This window comes from Actinophytocola sp., from assembly GCF_050699935.1.
Lineage (GTDB): Bacteria > Actinomycetota > Actinomycetes > Mycobacteriales > Pseudonocardiaceae > Actinophytocola.
The window spans coordinates 69,338-85,283 of record NZ_JBOHGB010000001.1; the positions used below are offsets into that span (position 1 = coordinate 69,338).

Consider the following 15,946-nt stretch of genomic DNA (forward strand, 5'->3'; position numbering starts at 1 on the left):
GCGAACCATCAACACTGTGAGCGGGCGTGACGGAGCGTTCGCTGTCCGGCCTGACGAGCGCGCGCGGGCGGGTGAGCGCCGAGCACGTGAGGAGGGAAGACGGCGAGTAGCGGAGGAGCGGAGCGAACCAATGTCACAGCATCCCGACTTCCTGTGGCGCAACCCGTCGCCGAAGTGGTCCTACGACGTGGTGATCGTCGGCGCGGGCGGGCACGGGCTCGCGACCGCCTACTACCTCGCGCGCAACCACGGCATCACGAACGTGGCCGTGCTGGAGAAGGGCTGGCTCGCGGGCGGGAACATGGCCCGAAACACGACGATCATCCGCTCCAACTACCTGTGGGACGAGAGCGCGGGGATCTACGAGCACGCGCTGAAGCTCTGGGAGGGGCTCACGGACGAGCTCGACTACGACATCCTGTTCAGCCAGCGCGGGGTGCTGAACCTCGCGCACACGCTGGGCGACGTGCGCGAGGGCGTGCGCCGGGTCAACGCGAACCGGCTGAACGGCGTCGACGCGGAGTGGCTGACTCCGGAGCAGGTCAAGGAGTTCTGCCCGATCGTCGACACCTCGCCGGACGTCCGCTACCCGGTGCTGGGCGCGACCCTGCAGCCGCGTGGCGGGATCGCCAAGCACGACCACGTGGCGTGGGGTTACGCGCGGGCCGCCGACCGGCTCGGCGTCGACCTCGTCCAGGGCTGCGAGGTGGCCGGGTTCGTCCGGGACGGCGACCGCGTGGTCGGCGTGGAGACGAACCGCGGGCCGATCCGGGCGGGCGCGGTGGCGCTCGCTTCGGCCGGGCACTCGTCGGTGCTGGCCTCGCTCGCGGGCATCCGGCTGCCGATCCAGAGCCACCCGCTGCAGGCGCTGGTCTCCGAGCTGCTCGAGCCCGTGCACCCGTGCGTGGTGATGTCGAACCACGTGCACGTCTACGTCAGCCAGGCGCACAAGGGCGAGCTCGTGCTGGGCGCGGGCATCGACCCGTTCAACTCCTACGCGCAGCGTGGCTCGGTGCACGTGATCGAGCGGCAGCTGGCCGCGGCGCTGGAGCTGTTCCCGATCTTCGAGCACGCGCACGTGCTGCGGACGTGGGGCGGCATCGTGGACGTCTCCCCGGACGCGTCACCGATCATCGGGACCACGCCGCTCGACCGGCTCTACGTCAACTGCGGCTGGGGGACCGGCGGGTTCAAGGCCACGCCGGCGTCCGGCTGGGTGTACGCGCACACGATCGCCACCGGCGAGCCGCACGAGCTGAACAGACCGTTCGGTTTGGAACGGTTCACTACCGGGGCGTTGGTCGACGAGCACGGCGCGGCCGCCGTCGCACACTGAGGGGTTCCGATGCTGCTGATCCGTTGTCCCTGGTGTGGCGACCGGGACGAGGTGGAGTTCTCCTACGGCGGGCAGGCCGGCGTGTCCTACCCGGAAGACCCGGACGCGCTGTCGGACGAGGAGTGGGGCGAGTACGTGTTCGTCCGCGACAACCCGAAGGGCCCGTTCGCGGAGCGCTGGGTGCACACGAACGGCTGCCGGCGGTGGTTCGACGTCGTGCGTGACACCGTGACCCACGAGTTCCTCGGGGAGCCGCGATGAGGCTTTCCGAGGGTGGGCGGATCGACCGGGACGCGCCGCTGCGGTTCACTGTGGACGGTGTGGCTCACACGGGGTACCGGGGGGACACGGTCGCGTCGGCGTTGCTGGCGGACGGGGTCCGCCAGGTCGGCCGCAGCGCCTACCTCGACCGGCCGCGCGGGATCGTCGACGCCGGGGTGGCCGAGCCCAACGCGCTGCTGCAGGTCGGCGCCGAGCCGATGCTGCCGGCCACGACGGTCGAGCTGTACGACGGGCTCGTGGCGGCGACGCTGTCCGGGCGCGGGCGGCTGACGGAGCCCGAGGAGACCGGCTGCTACGACAAGAAGTACGTGCACTGCGACGTGCTCGTGGCCGGCGCCGGGCCGGCCGGGCTCACCGCCGCGCTGGAGGCCGGCCGGTCGGGCGCGCGGGTGATCCTCGCCGACGAGCAGGCCGAGGTCGGCGGTTCCGCGCTGTCGGATCCGGACCGCTGGTCCTGGCTGGCCGATGTGCGCGGCGAGCTGGCCGGGTTCGCCGAGACGCGCGTGCTCACTCGGGCCACGGTGTTCGGCTACTACGACCACAACTACCTGACGATCGCCGAGCGCCAGGAAGGACGCCTTCCAGACGCTCGGCGTCTGGAAGGCGTCCTTCCTGGCCCCAGGGCCGGCGGGCGGCTGTGGCACGTGCGGGCCGGCCGGGTCGTGCTCGCGACCGGCGCGCACGAGCGGCCGCTGGTGTTCGCCGGTAATGACCGCCCCGGGGTGATGCTGGCGAGCGCCGTGCGTACCTACCTCAACCGCTACGCGGTCCGGCTCGGCTCCGGCGTGGTCGTCTGCACGACGAACGACGGCGCGTACGCGACCGCGCTCGACCTGCTCGAGTCCGGTGTGGACGTTCTGGTCGCGGACGCCCGCCCGGAGTCCGACCGGGCGGACGAGGTGCGCGCGGCCGGTGGCGACGTGCGGTTCGGCACGGTCGTGGTCGGCACCGAGGGCGACCCCGAGGTCAGCGCGGCGATCCTCGGCGCGCCGGACGGCGGTGGTTCGGCGGCGACCGTCCACTGTGACCTGATCGCGGTGTCCGGCGGCTGGAACCCGGTGGTGCACCTGCACAGCCAGGCCCGCGGCACGCTGCGCTACGACGAGTCGCCGGCCGCGTTCGTGCCGGACCGGTCCTTCCAGGCGAACGTGTCGGTGGGGTCGGCGAACGGTGACCTGGACCCGAACCGGCCGCTGTGGACGATTCCGGCGCCGGACGGCCGCTGGGACACGCACTTCGTCGACCCGCAGCGCGACGCGACCGTGGCCGACGTGCTGCGGGCCACCGGAGCCGGCCTGCGCTCGGCCGAGCACGTCAAGCGCTACACGACCGTCGGCACCGCGCACGACCAGGGCAAGACGTCCGGCGTCAGCACGCTCGGCGTGATCGCGGAGGCGCTCGGGGCGGGCCCGCCGGGACCGACCACCTACCGCCCGCCGTACACACCCGTGCCGTTCGCGATGCTCGCCGGCCGCGACCGGGGCGAGCTGCACGACCCGGCTCGGGCCACGCCGATCCACGGCTGGCACGTCGAGCACGGCGCGGAGTTCGAGAACGTCGGGCAGTGGCGCCGGCCCTGGTACTACCCGCGGCCCGGTGAGGACCTGACCGCGGCCGTGCTCCGCGAGTGCCGGGCCGCGCGCACCGGCGTGGCGATGCAGGACGCGTCCACGCTCGGCAAGATCGAGATCGTCGGGCCGGACGCGGCGGAGTTCCTCAACCGCATGTACACCAACGCGTTCGCCAAGCTCGCGGTCGGCGCCGCGCGGTACGGGCTGCTCTGCACGGCCGACGGCATGGTGTTCGACGACGGCGTCGTGCTCCGGCTGGCCGAGGAGCGCTTCCTCGCCACGACCACCACCGGCAACGCCGCCGCCGTGCTCGACTGGTTCGAGGAGTGGCTGCAGACCGAGTGGCCGTCCCTGCGGGTATGGCTGACGTCGGTCACCGAGCAGTGGGCGACGATCGCGGTCGTGGGCCCGCGCGCCCGTCGGGTCATCGCCGCGCTCGCGCCGGACGCGGTGGACCTCACGTTCATGAGGTTCCGCGACACGACGCTGGCGAACGGCGTGCCGGCGCGGATCGCGCGGATCAGCTTCTCCGGCGAGCTGGCGTTCGAGGTCAACGTGGCGAGCTGGTACGGGCTCGCGGTGTGGGAGGCCGTGTACGCGGCGGGCGCCGAGCACGGGATCACCCCGTACGGCACCGAGACCATGCACGTGCTGCGCGCGGAGAAGGGCTACCCGATCGTCGGCCAGGACACCGACGGCACGGTCACCCCGATCGACCTCGGCATGGACTGGATCGTGTCCAAGCGCAAGCAGTTCGTGGGCAGCCGCTCGCTGCGCCGGCCGGACACCGCGCGCCCGGACCGCAAGCAGCTCGTCGGTCTACTGCCGGTCGACCCGTCCGCGCTGCTGCCCGAGGGCGCGCAGCTCGTGGCCGAGGAGATACCACTGGACATGCCACCGGACGTGCCGCTGGACCCGCCCGTGCCGATGCTCGGGCACGTGACGTCGAGCTACCGCAGCGCCGCGCTCGGCCGCACGTTCGCCCTGGCGCTGGTGACGGGCGGCCGCGACCGGCTCGGCCAGGTCCTGCACGCGCCGCTGGGCGACCGCACGATCGCGGCCACCGTGACCGAACCCGTGCTCTACGACCCGGAGGGGGCGCGCCGTGACGGCTGACCCGCGCCAGGACCTTCGGCACAGCCCGCTCGAAGGCGTCTCGGGCGTGCGCGAGCTCCCGTTCCTCACCATGATCGATGTCCGCACCACGGCGGCCGAGCTGCTCGGCGTGCCGCTGCCCGGCCCGAACCGGGTGGCGACCGCGGGGGAGCGGGCGATCCTGTGGCTGGGCCCGGACGAGTTCCTCGTCGTCGGACCGCCCGGCGACTCGGCCGACCTCACCGGGGATTCCGTCGTGGACGTGTCGGCCAACCGCACCACGATCGAGCTGGCCGGGCCACACGCCCGCGACGTGCTCGAGAAGGGCATGCCGATCGACCTGCACCCGCGGGCGTTCGGGCCCGGGCAGTGCGCGCAGACGCTGCTGGCCAGGGCGCAGGTGATCCTCCGGCAGCTCGATGACGAGCCGACCTACCATGTGCTGGTACGGGGGTCGTTCGCGCCGTACCTGGCCGCGTGGCTGGTCGACGCATCCAAGGAGTTCGTGTAGTTGCCCATCTCGGTTTTCGACCTGTTCAGTGTCGGCATCGGACCGTCCAGCTCGCACACGGTCGGGCCGATGCGTGCCGCTCGCACGTTCGTCCTGGGCCTGGCCGACGACGGCCTGCTGGGCTCGACGAGCGCGGTCCGCGCCGAGCTGTTCGGCTCGCTCGGCGCCACCGGGCACGGCCACGGCAGCCACCGCGCGGTCCTGCTCGGGCTCGCGGGCGAGGAGCCGGAGACGGTCGACACCGACGCGGTGGCCGACCGGGTCGACCGGATCCGCGCCTCCCGCCGGCTGCCGCTGCTGGGCGAGCGGGAGGTCGACTTCGACCCCGACGCGGACCTCGTGCTGCACCGGCGCAAGAGCCTGCCCTTCCACCCCAACGGCATGCGGTTCCACGCCCGCGGGGACGGCTGGTCACGGGAGCGGACGTACTACTCCGTGGGCGGCGGGTTCGTCGTCGACGACGACGCGCGGGGTGCCGACCGCGTCAAGGTCGACGACACCGAGGTCGCGTACCCGTTCCGCACCGGCGCCGAACTGCTCGCGCACTGCCGGCACACCGGGCTCGCGATCAGCGAGGTGATGCTGGCCAACGAGACCGCGTGGCGCGGCGAGGACGAGGTCCGCGCGGGCCTGACCGGTGTCTGGGAGGTCATGCAGGAGTGCGTGCGCGCCGGCTGCACGCACGACGGCGTGCTGCCGGGCGGGCTGAAGGTGCGCCGGCGTGCGCGGGAGATGTACGAGCGGCTCTCGTCCGACCCGTTCTCCACCGATCCGCTGCGCGTCATGGACTGGGTGAACCTGTTCGCGCTGGCGGTCAACGAGCAGAACGCGTCCGGGGGCCGGGTCGTCACCGCGCCGACCAACGGGGCGGCCGGCGTCGTCCCGGCGGTGCTGCACTACTACGCGCGGTTCGTGCCGGGTGCCACGCCAGCCGGCGTGGTCCGCTTTCTGCTCACCGCGGGCGCGATCGGCGTGATCTACAAGGAGACCGCGTCGATCTCCGGCGCCGAGGTCGGCTGCCAGGGTGAGGTCGGCTCGGCGTGCTCGATGGCCGCGGGCGCGCTGTGCGAGGTGCTCGGCGGGACGCCCGAGCAGGTGGAGAACGCCGCCGAGATCGGCATGGAGCACAACCTGGGGCTGACCTGCGACCCGGTCGGCGGGCTGGTGCAGATCCCGTGCATCGAGCGCAACGCGATGGGGGCGGTGAAGGCCATCAACGCCGCGCGGATGGCGCTGCGCGGCGACGGCCACCACGTGGTGTCGCTGGACAAGGTCATCAAGACCATGCGCGAGACCGGCAAGGACATGAAGGTCAAGTACAAGGAGACGGCCCGCGGCGGCCTGGCGGTCAACGTCATCGAATGCTGATGCCCGGAAGGACGCCTTCCAGACGTCCAGCGTCCGGAAGGCGTCCTTCCGGGCTTGCGGTTAGCGGCGGGCGAAGTCCGGGGCGTGTTCGGGGCGGACGCCGTAGCCGATGGCGTATGCCGGGATGGCGCGCAGCTTCGGGAACCGCTGGAGCAGGCGCATCGGCACCGGCGGCTTCTCCAGGTTGACGATGTCGATGTCGCCGGCCAGCGCCCGGCTCAGCACCCGCGCGTGCAGGAACCGCTGCATGCCCTGCACCACGACGGTCGGCAGCATGCGGCGGCGCTGCGTCTTCGCCAGGTCGTTGGTGGTCAGCGTGCCCTTGCGCAGCGGCTCGGCCAGCAGCGTGGCCGCCGCGACCGCGTCCTGCACGGCCAGGTTGATGCCGACCCCACCGACCGGGGACATCGCGTGCGCGGCGTCGCCGATGCACAGCAGGCCGTCGCGGTACCACCGGTCCAGCCGGTCGAGCCGGACGTCCAGCAGCTTCACCTCGTCCCACGACTCCAGCGAGTCGACCCGGTCGGCCAGCCACGGCGCGACCTCGGCGATGCTCGCCACCATGTCGCGCACCGGGCCCCTGCGCTCCGTGGCGTCGGTGCCCTTCTTGATCAGCGTCGCGCTCTGCCAGTACGTCCCGCGGTCCAGCAGCACCGCGGCCCGGCTGTGGCTCACCACACCGACCACGCCGGACGGGTCGGAGTCCTTGCGCGGCAAGCGGAACCACCACACGTCCAGCGGCGTCGACCAGTCCCGCACGCTCAGCGCGGCACTCTTGCGCAGCACCGACGTCCGGCCGTCGGCCGCCACCGTCAGGTCCGCCATGATCCGTCCTGTCTCGCCGTCCCGGGTCCGGTACTCGACACCGGTGACTCGGCCGTCTTCCACGACCAGACCGGTGGCCTCCGTGTTCATCCGCAGCGTGAACGTCGGTTCCTGCTTCGCCGCGCCGGCCAGCAGGTCGAGCAGGTCCCACTGCGGCACCATCGCGATGTAGGGGTGCTTGAGCCTGCCGCCCAGCTGCGTGAAGTCCGCGAGCGTGAGCGTGCCGTTGGCAAAGGGCACCCCAGCCTGCTGGACCTTGCGGTGCGGCAGCTTCGCGAACTGCTCGCCCAGGCCCAGCTCGTCGAGCAGGTCCAGCGTCGACGGGTGCACGGTGTCACCGCGGAAGTCACGCAGGAAGTCCCCGTGCTTCTCCAGCACGGTCACCTCGATCCCGGCCCGTGCGAGCAGCAGGCCGAGCACGACTCCCGCAGGTCCGCCACCGGCGACGAGGCAGGTCGTCCGCTCGGTGTCAGCCATGTGAATCCCCTCCAGTGTGTCGCCTGTATTCATCGTGCGTTGAATAAGTTCAGCATGCACCGGGCGGCGGGTCGCGTCAAGGCGGATACGCTGACCGGGCCATGAGTACCGCATCCACGACTGCATCCACGCCGGCCACCGTCCGGGCCCGCTTCTGCCCGTCACCCACCGGAACCCCGCACGTCGGGCTGATCCGCACGATGCTGTTCAATTGGGCATTCGCCCGCCACCACGGCGGGCGGCTCGTGTTCCGCATCGAGGACACCGACGTCTCGCGTGACACCGAGGACAGCTACCGCGCGCTGCTCGACGCGTTGCACTGGCTGCGGCTGGACTGGGACGAGGGCCCCGAGGTCGGCGGTCCGGCCGGGCCGTACCGGCAGAGTGAGCGCGGCGAGATCTACGCCGACGTCGCGCGCCGCCTGCTCGCGGCCGGCGAGCTGTACGAGTCCTTCTCCACCAACGAGGAGGTCGAGGCGCGCCGCCGCGCGGCCGGGCAGGACCCGAAGCTGGGCTACGACAACGCCGACCGCGACCTGACCGACGAGCGCAGGGCCGAGCTGCGTGCCGAGGGCCGCGAGCCGGTGCTGCGGATGCGGATGCCGGCCGAGGACATCACGTTCACCGACCTCATCCGCGGCGAGATCTCGTTCAAGCCCGGCAGCGTGCCGGACCCCGTACTCGTGCGGGCAAACGGCGCCCCGCTCTACACGCTGACCAACCCGGTCGACGACGCGCTCATGGGCATCACGCACGTGCTGCGCGGCGAAGACCTGCTGCCGTCCACGCCCCGGCAGATCGCGCTCTACGGCGCGTTGCGGCGGATCGGCGTCACGTCGTCGACGCCCGAGTTCGGGCACATGCCGCTGGTGCGCGGTGCGGGCAACAAGAAGCTGTCCAAGCGCGACCCCGAGTCGAACCTGTTCCACTACCGGGACCGCGGCTTCTTGCCCGAGGGCCTGCTCAACTATCTGGCGCTGCTCGGTTGGGCGATCGCCGAGGACCGGGACGTGTTCACGATGGCGGAGATGATCGAGGCGTTCGACATCTCCCGGGTGAGCTCGAATCCGGCTCGGTTCGACCTCAAGAAAGCCGAGGCGATCAACGCCGACCACATTCGCCGGTTGACCGAAGCGGATTTCGTCGAGCGAATCATGCCCTACCTCATATTCGCGAAAATTCTGCCGGATAATCCGTCGGACGAGCAGATAAGGACCCTTACGGCAATCGCGCCACTGGTCCGCGAGCGGGTGACCGTGCTTTCCGACGCGGCCGAGATGGTCAGGTTCCTTTTCGTCGCCGACGACGAGTTCGCGCCGGAGCCGGACGCGGCCGCCAAGGCGCTCGGCGAGGCGGCGGGCCCGGTGCTCGACGCGAGCATCGCCGCGCTCGAGGGTGTCTCGGAGTGGACTACACCGGCGATCGAGGAGGCGCTCAAGGCCGCGCTGATCGACGGGCTGGGTCTCAAGCCCCGCAAGGCGTTCGCACCCGTGCGGGTCGCCGCGACCGGCCGCACGGTGTCGCCGCCACTGTACGAGTCGCTGGAGTTGCTGGGCCGCGAACGATCACTCGGCAGGTTGCGCCGGGCGAAAACCTGAGAGATGCGTAACGCGGCGCCGACAACGAGCGATACAACTTATTCGGCCAAAGTAGATAGGCCGCTGGCTTAATCGTGTCAGTAGCGTGACTATCGCCTGGATAGCCTATTCGGTTTGTGCCGAACAGGGCCTAGCCTCGCCTGATGACCTTTGGCCTGGTTCCATTTCAGACCGAAGCTGCCGCGGCCGAACGACACCCGCACGCGGCCGCGCCCACCGGTCTGCTCCACGGCCATCGGCCCATCCCGATTCGCGCCGTCAGCCTCGACATCGACGACACGCTCATCGACTTCACGAGCACCGCGCGGCAGGCACTGTGCGACCTCATCGGCCGCGACGACATGTGGTCGCGGTGGCAGCGCACGACCGACGAGCACGTGGCCCGGGTGGTCGCCGGGGACCTGTCCTACGAGGACATGCACACCGCACGCACGAAGGCCTTCTTCGCCGACCTGGGCGCGCTGCTCGACGACGACCTGGTCGCCGACCTGGAGCGGCAGCGGAACACCCGGCTGCGGGCCACGTGGCGGCTCTACGACGACACGCTGCCGTGCCTGGACTGGCTGCACGCGGCCGGCGTGAAGCTCGCAGCGGTGACCAACGCCTCGGGCTCCCACCAGCGCGGCAAGCTCGAGCGGCTCGGCATCGACCGGTTCTTCGACACGGTGGTCATCGCCGGCGAGCTCGGTGTCGCCAAACCGGATCCGGTGATCTTCCACACGGCGTGCGCGCGTCTCGGCGTCCCGGTCGAGGCCGCCCTGCACGTGGGCGACCTCCTCGAGGCGGACGCCATCGGCGCGCGCGATGCGGGCCTGCACGGAGTGTGGCTGGACCGGTCGCTCACGGGCCGTCACGGCCTCCGCGCGTACGCGGGTGTGCACGTGATCGAGTCCTTGGCCGACCTGCCCGAACTGTTGGTGACCGAGTACCGGACGCCGGACCTGTCGGCGGCTCCGGCCCCGATTTCCGGCGCCGCCGGCCTGTGGGCTAACATCTCTTCCCGGCACTACGGGCGGTGAGTCACGGCTCCAAGATCCACTGTGCCGGTGGGGTATGGTGTAATCGGCAGCACGACTGATTCTGGTTCAGTTAGTCTAGGTTCGAGTCCTGGTACCCCAGCAGGGAGAACGGAATCAGCACTGCTAATGTTCTTCCTGATCGACCGAGCTGATCGGTGCGGCCCCGTCGTCTAGTGGCCTAGGACGCCGCCCTCTCAAGGCGGTAGCGCGGGTTCAAATCCCGTCGGGGCTACGTGTCATGACCAGCCCGTTTCCATTGTGGAGCGGGCTGGTTATTTCTTGTGTGGCATGAATTCGTGGCATGGTGGGCTCGCTTGCGCGTTTGCGCCGCGGACCGGCGTGGTGGAGTCGGGTGGTCCTATTGCCCAGGGTTTCGCCAGATGGCTCCGTGATTGTCGGCTCATTTCCCTCTGCTCCGGGCTTGTCCACGTCGCGGTCGTGACGAAGTTGCGTGTCATCAACACGGTCCTCACCGGTGGCAGTCGCGCCCGTGGCGTCAGGAGCGGGGGGAGAGGACCAAGCGACGCGCGGAGCCTGCCTGACGATCTTGAGGACGCCGACCGCGCCGTCGATGAGCTTCATCAGGTTCTCGCCGCTGGAGAGCAGGGCGGCCATCTTGCCGGCGATCCGCCCGGCGCAATCGGTGGCGATCCGTACGCACTCCGGGATCGCTGCCGCGATGCTCTGCCCGAACGTGGCCGGTGCCTCGGCGATCGCCTGGCTCATGATCGGCACGATCTGGCCGACCGCTTCGTTGATCAGCTGGGTGACGTCGGCGACCGCCTTGGCGACCACCTCGCCGGCCACCGAGAGCATCCTATTGGTCGCTCCCGGCGAGACTTTGGGTGTTCCGGCCACGCCGGGCAGCGCCGGGTTGGCGTCTGGCAGGCGATCCTGACCGCGTTGCAGGCACGGGCCGATGCGGCCGGGCATGTCACCTGGGATGTCAGCGTGGACTCCACGATCTCTCGGGCGCATCAGCATGCAGCGGGTGCGCGTACAAGGGGATCTACAGCACGAACCGCCAGGCAGGAGTGTCGGTACCGAGCCTTCATTCCCGCTTCGACAGGCTCGCCGTGCGCTACGAGGCCACCGTCCACATCGCCGCCATCAACGAATGGCAGGTGGGCCTGCGCCAGGCGTCGGTAGGCGGCTTCCCGGTAGGCGTCCTCTCGGGCACCCGGTATGCGAGGTCCGTGGCGGTGGACACGGCACCGGTGAGGCGGTAGGCAGGGCCGGTTCGATGAAGGTCATCCGCAATGACTCGCGGTCGTGGAAGTCTTTCCAGTCAACCTGGACGGCCGGGTCGAGCACGGCGAGCAGCGCCCGGCGCCGGCACATCATTGGCCGTAGGACAGCCGTAGACGCTCGTTGATCAGCAAATTGAGCCGATGACGCATGTGGCCACGCTTGCTGTCACTCGGCGCGACATCGGTGGTGGTGAGTGTCCAGCGGAGGGCGCAGCCGTATCCGTCGCCGGCCAGCCGCAAGTCGAAACGTATACGATCCTGCGGCCGGTCCGGCCACAGCGACGACCACACCACCAGGTTCGGCCGTTCAGCCTCGATGACCTGCGGCTCGACCTCGTCATCAAGCAGTTCCATCCAGGCACGACCAGACTCGCGGCGAGGCACTGTCAGCGACTCCCACACCACATGCGGCGGAGCAGGTTGACCGCGTTCCCGGCTTCCGAGTTCGAGCACACGTACAGCCTAAGCCGGGTGCCGACGTCCGGACTCGCCGACGCGCACACCTCGACTTCGCCATCACCGCGGATCTGGTGGATGCTGGCCGCATCAACATTTCGAGCGCTGGGAGTCGCAGGCGGATGTCGAGGTGAACGCAGCGCAGTAGCCGGCCCGGTTCAAGGCAGCCGCGTGCGCGGCGGGCCTGTTCAACAACACTCACGCAGTCCGCGAGACAGGCCCCGCGCTGTTGCGGCTCGACCACCATGTGGCCCGTGACGATCACCATGTGCTGCTCCTCCGTTGGGGTTCGAACCGGCCGACGCGGTAGATGACGGCCGACCGAGGACAAACCCATCGGTGCGCACACACTTCTGGGACCCGAGACGGTGTGACCGCGCGGTGCAGATGCGTGGAAGTCCGGTCGGCGGGGCCTCCTGGATGCCACAATCCACCGATGGATCACCCGGAGCTCACCGCCGACGAGGTGCGCCGCGCATCGTTTCGATCCCAGATCGGAGGGTTCGCGAAGCGACCGGTCCGGGATCTGCTCGCGCGAGTGGCCGTCGAGATCGAGGCCGGTCGCTCACCAGCGCAGCTGACCGTCACCAGCGTCGAGCTACCGGTGAAGCTGCGTGGCTACCGGATCGACGATGTCACCGACCTGCTGACCAGGCTCGGAATCACCGTTCAGGCCGATCCGGGTCTCCGCGGCGTCAACCCCAAGCCCGCCCGGCCGGGGGTATCTCCGCTCACCAGCCCGACCCTGATGCGTGACAATTTCAGCGGCCATGTCCTCGACGCGGACGACTCGCTGCTGGGCGGCGTTCGCGGGTCGTCCAAGGGGCAGGTGCTGGACGATCCGGAGGGCCGCACATTGCTTCAGATGCGGCCTTCGACGAAGAAGGGCGACGGATGGGTGGTCGCCGATGCCGCCGGCGCGGAGATCGGGCGCATCGTTAATCAGAGTCGGGCCGTCGGTCCCAACCGGCGTCGGTACGACCTTCAGGCCGGCGCGACGGTCATCGGCCGCTGCGGGACGCGCGTGCTTGGAAACCTGATGTTCATCGAGGACGAGGCGGGGACGGAGATCGCCGTCGGCAAACACCGCGAACGGTTACTGGGTGAGCGCCGCAAGGACGGCGTCTTCCTCGACACTGTGTGGACCCTGCACCAGCCGCTCGGCGAGCCGTTGCGCAGCCTCGCAGTCTGCGCGGTGCTCCTCACCGAGAGCCTGTTCCCGCCCTCGACCGGCGGCGATGGCGGCACGGCGGCCTCGGTCGGCACCGGCCAGTAGCGAGGACTTACGAAGGCGGCGAAGGTCAGACAACCCCGAGCGCTGGCCCTGTTGATCATGGACGATACCTTGGTTGATCATTCCTCTTGCGACAGAAGAATGGCGACAACCAAGGGCTTCAGTTGACCAGTGTGCACGACACCGGTTCTGCCGGGTGTGTAGGGAGACCTCGTCCGCTTCCGCCAGTGCTCTTTATTGCTGGAACCGCTCCCATCGGTCGTCACGCTGGTCGCCGACCACGACGGACTCTCCCACGAGGGGCTGCCCCATCACCGAGGCGTGCCAACAACTGTCCGATGCCGGTGCGCACCGCTGGTCGACGCGGCCGGCGTGCCGGTCGCCGCGCTGCCGGTGCCGTACCGCACGACCGGGTGTGCCTCCGCGTCGCCGCACAGATGCTGTCTGACATACCGCGTGACGTGGCCGGCAGCGCATATGTCCATGTCGCGGATCGTCCTTTGTGGCCCCCGATTGGTTTGAACGCAGTTTGCGATAGCATCGCCGCGCCCACGGCGTTGCCTCCCGGGGAAGCCACGACGATGCACGGCTCGACACGCGTCACCACTCCCCGCCGGTCCGGTGATACGAAAGGACCAGATGTCTGACTTGCCCCGCTCCGAGCCCTCGACCGAGCCGCGCGGGCTGCGACTGCCCTATGGCTCCGTAGCACCAGCGCGTGGCGCGCCCGACCCCTTCGGTCGGCTCCGAACCCAGCTCGTCAACACGGCGGTCATCGCGGGGTGTGTGATCGTGTTGATGGCCGGGGCTGGTGTTGCGGTGATCGCGGCGGGGTTGTACCCGGCGACGAACGTGTCGTTCGGCCTCGCCGCGGGCACCGTCGTGGTCGGCATCGCAGCGGCGCTGCGTGTGTTCTATCTCTTCCGGGCCCTGCAACAGCTACAGCTGCCGGTCCCAGCGCCCGCGCCGCCGCGCGAGACCTACTTGGTGCCCGAGCCGTGGTCGCCGCAGGCGGTCGAATGGCGCGCACCGCTCGCCGTCCCCGCCGAGGTCGCCACGCCCATGTTCGTCCCGGGCGGCGTCGAGCAGTGGGGCGACGTCTTCGGCAAGCTCTCCCGCCGGCTGCAGTCGCTGGTCAACCGGCTGATCCGCAGCATCGACAAGATGGAGCACGAGCTCGAGGACCCGGAGCTGCTCGACATGCTCTGGGGCATCGACCACCTCGCCACCCTGGTTCGACGCCAGGCGGAGAACATCGCCGTCCTGGGAGGAGAAACCCTCGAGCGGCGGTCGGACAACCCGGTCGACGTCAACGCCGTGCTGCGGTCCGCGGTCGCCGAGATCCAGCGCTACCGGCAGGTCGTCACGATCCCCATCCGGGACGCGCGCATCCACGGCCATGTGGTCGCGGAGATCATCCACCTGTTGTCCGAATTGCTGGACAACGCCACCACCTTCAGCTCCGACGACGCGCCCAAGGTCGCCTTCCGCGCCCAGTACGTCACCGCGGGCCTCACGATCCAGGTGCAGGACCGCGGCATCGGCATGAACACCGAGGACCTGCAGCGCATCAACCACCTGCTCCACCGCGACACCCACCTCGACGTCGGCGAGCTGTTCAAGGACGGCCGGATCGGGCTAGCGGTGGTCAAGGAGCTCGCCCGGCGGCACGACATCGGGGTGGAGCTGCAGCCGAACATCTACGGCGGCATCGACGCGTCGATCGTCGTGCCGCACAAGCTGCTCGACAACCTGTCGGATCTCCCGGCCGTGCGCAGGCCTGCCGCGCCCGGGCGCGAGACGACCTCGAGCCGGGCGGCCGGGTCCGGACGCGTTGCGGTGGCGGAGAAGAAGCCGGTCCCGGCGCTGGCCCCGGCCACCTCGCCGCCCCCGCGGCGCGCCCCGCAACCGGCGGCGCAAGCTGTGCGCGCCGTACAACCGGCGGCCCAACCGGCGGCCCAACCGGCACCGAAACCTGCGGCACCGTCCGCGGCTCCGCCGGTGCAGCCCGCGGCACAGCCCGCGTCGCAGCCGGTGGCGTCCGGCCAGGGCGCCGCAGCGCGGTCCTCGTTCACGCCCAAGCAAGCCGAGCCGGAGCTGCCGACCCGCGAGCGAGGCACCGCGCTCGCCGCCATGCGCGACGCGGCGTGGGCCGCGCCCCAGCCCCAGGCCGAAGCACAGACAGGGGCACAGACCGCGGCACAGACAGGGGAGAGCGGGGGCCCGGACCGGCTCCCGGACACGTCGGCGCCCGCCGCCGGTGACCGCCCGGCGCTGCCGCAGCGTCGTGAACAGCGCTCGCACCTCCGGCCGGAGCTGCGCCAGAACCCGGTGGTGACCCGCCCGATCCCCGGGCACAGCCCGAACCTGCTGGCCGACCTCCAGCTCGGCCGGGTGGCGGGGCAGCAGGAAATCGTGCACGGGGAGGCGAGCGCCGATTCGGCCGGCGATCAGGACGAGCAGTAGCAGCGTGCGGACGAGCGAAACACCGAAGGAGAGAAGGGCTCATGGCCGACGATCTGACCTGGCTACTTCGCCGCCTCATCGAGGCGGTGCCCGGTGCGCAGAGCGCCGTGTTGTTGTCGGTCGACGGGATCGCCAAGTACTCGCACGGACTGTCGCCGGAAGGCGCGGACACCCTCGCCGCGCTGTCGTGCGGGATGCTCTCGCTCGCCCAACAGGTGGGCAAGAACTTCGGCAAGGGTGAGTCGGACGGTGTCCGCCAGGTGGCCACCGAGCTCGACCACACCATCCTGTTCGTCAGCTCGGCGAGCCTCGGCAGTCTGCTCGCGGTCTTGGCCAGCCGCGAGGTCGACGCGCGCGTCCTCAGCTTCGAGATGACGAAGCTGTGCCACCAGGTTCCGGACTTCCTCGCCACGCCGAGCCGTCAGCAAAGCTTCACCGTCGGCAACGGTTCCCGGTGA

The 15,946-nt window shown here is 70.3% G+C and carries 13 protein-coding genes and 2 tRNA genes; 12 read left to right on the plus strand and 3 right to left on the minus strand.

Annotated features, from left to right (window positions below):
* Nucleotides 1-130: 130 nt before the first annotated feature.
* The 5 genes from ACRDTB_RS00385 to ACRDTB_RS00405 are packed head-to-tail and all read left to right on the plus strand — an operon-like array spanning nt 131 to nt 6,163.
* Nucleotides 131-1,336, plus strand: coding sequence for a sarcosine oxidase subunit beta family protein (locus tag ACRDTB_RS00385; RefSeq protein WP_431427784.1), 1,206 nt, complete (start codon nt 131-133; stop codon nt 1,334-1,336).
* A 9-nt stretch (nt 1,337-1,345) separates the two neighbouring features.
* Nucleotides 1,346-1,597 (plus strand): sarcosine oxidase subunit delta, encoded by a 252-nt coding sequence (locus ACRDTB_RS00390; RefSeq protein WP_431427785.1) that lies wholly within the window; start codon nt 1,346-1,348, stop codon nt 1,595-1,597.
* Nucleotides 1,594-4,305, plus strand: a complete 2,712-nt coding sequence (locus ACRDTB_RS00395) for a 2Fe-2S iron-sulfur cluster-binding protein (RefSeq protein WP_431427786.1) — start codon at nt 1,594-1,596, stop codon at nt 4,303-4,305. The genes ACRDTB_RS00390 and ACRDTB_RS00395 overlap by 4 nt, the downstream gene beginning before the upstream one ends.
* A complete protein-coding gene (locus tag ACRDTB_RS00400; protein WP_431427787.1) occupies nt 4,295-4,795 on the plus strand; it encodes a sarcosine oxidase subunit gamma in 501 nt (166 codons plus the stop codon). The genes ACRDTB_RS00395 and ACRDTB_RS00400 overlap by 11 nt, the downstream gene beginning before the upstream one ends.
* Nucleotides 4,796-6,163: an L-serine ammonia-lyase gene (locus ACRDTB_RS00405; RefSeq protein ID WP_431427788.1), complete on the plus strand. Its 1,368-nt coding sequence runs from the start codon at nt 4,796-4,798 to the stop codon at nt 6,161-6,163.
* Between the two features lie 60 nt (nt 6,164-6,223).
* On the opposite strand, the gene ACRDTB_RS00410 is transcribed toward ACRDTB_RS00405, so the two are convergent.
* Nucleotides 6,224-7,465, minus strand: coding sequence for an FAD-dependent oxidoreductase (locus tag ACRDTB_RS00410; protein ID WP_431427789.1), 1,242 nt, complete (start codon nt 7,463-7,465; stop codon nt 6,224-6,226).
* Between the two features lie 101 nt (nt 7,466-7,566).
* Between ACRDTB_RS00410 and gltX the strand changes: the two genes are divergently transcribed.
* From gltX to ACRDTB_RS00430, 4 genes are all read left to right on the plus strand, one after another.
* The gene (gene gltX, locus ACRDTB_RS00415; RefSeq protein ID WP_431427790.1) at nt 7,567-9,063 is read left to right on the plus strand and encodes a glutamate--tRNA ligase; all 1,497 of its coding nucleotides are present in this window, start codon (nt 7,567-7,569) and stop codon (nt 9,061-9,063) included.
* Nucleotides 9,064-9,206: 143 nt separating this feature from the next.
* Nucleotides 9,207-10,082 (plus strand): HAD family hydrolase, encoded by an 876-nt coding sequence (locus tag ACRDTB_RS00420; RefSeq protein ID WP_431427791.1) that lies wholly within the window; start codon nt 9,207-9,209, stop codon nt 10,080-10,082.
* Nucleotides 10,083-10,110: 28 nt separating this feature from the next.
* Nucleotides 10,111-10,182 (plus strand) — tRNA-Gln (locus tag ACRDTB_RS00425).
* A gap of 59 nt (nt 10,183-10,241) precedes the next feature.
* A tRNA-Glu gene (locus tag ACRDTB_RS00430) sits at nt 10,242-10,314 on the plus strand.
* Here ACRDTB_RS00430 and ACRDTB_RS00435 read toward each other — a convergent pair.
* A complete protein-coding gene (locus ACRDTB_RS00435) occupies nt 10,296-11,015 on the minus strand; it encodes a hypothetical protein (protein WP_431427792.1) in 720 nt (239 codons plus the stop codon). The two genes, ACRDTB_RS00430 and ACRDTB_RS00435, sit on opposite strands and share 19 nt — an antisense overlap.
* Before the next feature lie 407 nt (nt 11,016-11,422).
* Entirely contained in the window at nt 11,423-11,785 is a 363-nt protein-coding gene (locus ACRDTB_RS00440; RefSeq protein WP_431427793.1) for a hypothetical protein, read from the minus strand.
* 439 nt (nt 11,786-12,224) lie between these two features.
* On the opposite strand from ACRDTB_RS00440, the gene ACRDTB_RS00445 reads away from it, so the two are divergent.
* The 3 genes from ACRDTB_RS00445 to ACRDTB_RS00455 all read left to right on the plus strand — a co-directional run bounded on the left by ACRDTB_RS00445 (nt 12,225) and on the right by ACRDTB_RS00455 (nt 15,946).
* Nucleotides 12,225-13,064, plus strand: a complete 840-nt coding sequence (locus ACRDTB_RS00445; protein ID WP_431427794.1) for a hypothetical protein — start codon at nt 12,225-12,227, stop codon at nt 13,062-13,064.
* Between the two features lie 597 nt (nt 13,065-13,661).
* Nucleotides 13,662-15,488, plus strand: coding sequence for a sensor histidine kinase (locus ACRDTB_RS00450; RefSeq protein WP_431427795.1), 1,827 nt, complete (start codon nt 13,662-13,664; stop codon nt 15,486-15,488).
* A gap of 41 nt (nt 15,489-15,529) precedes the next feature.
* Entirely contained in the window at nt 15,530-15,946 is a 417-nt protein-coding gene (locus tag ACRDTB_RS00455; RefSeq protein WP_431427796.1) for a roadblock/LC7 domain-containing protein, read from the plus strand.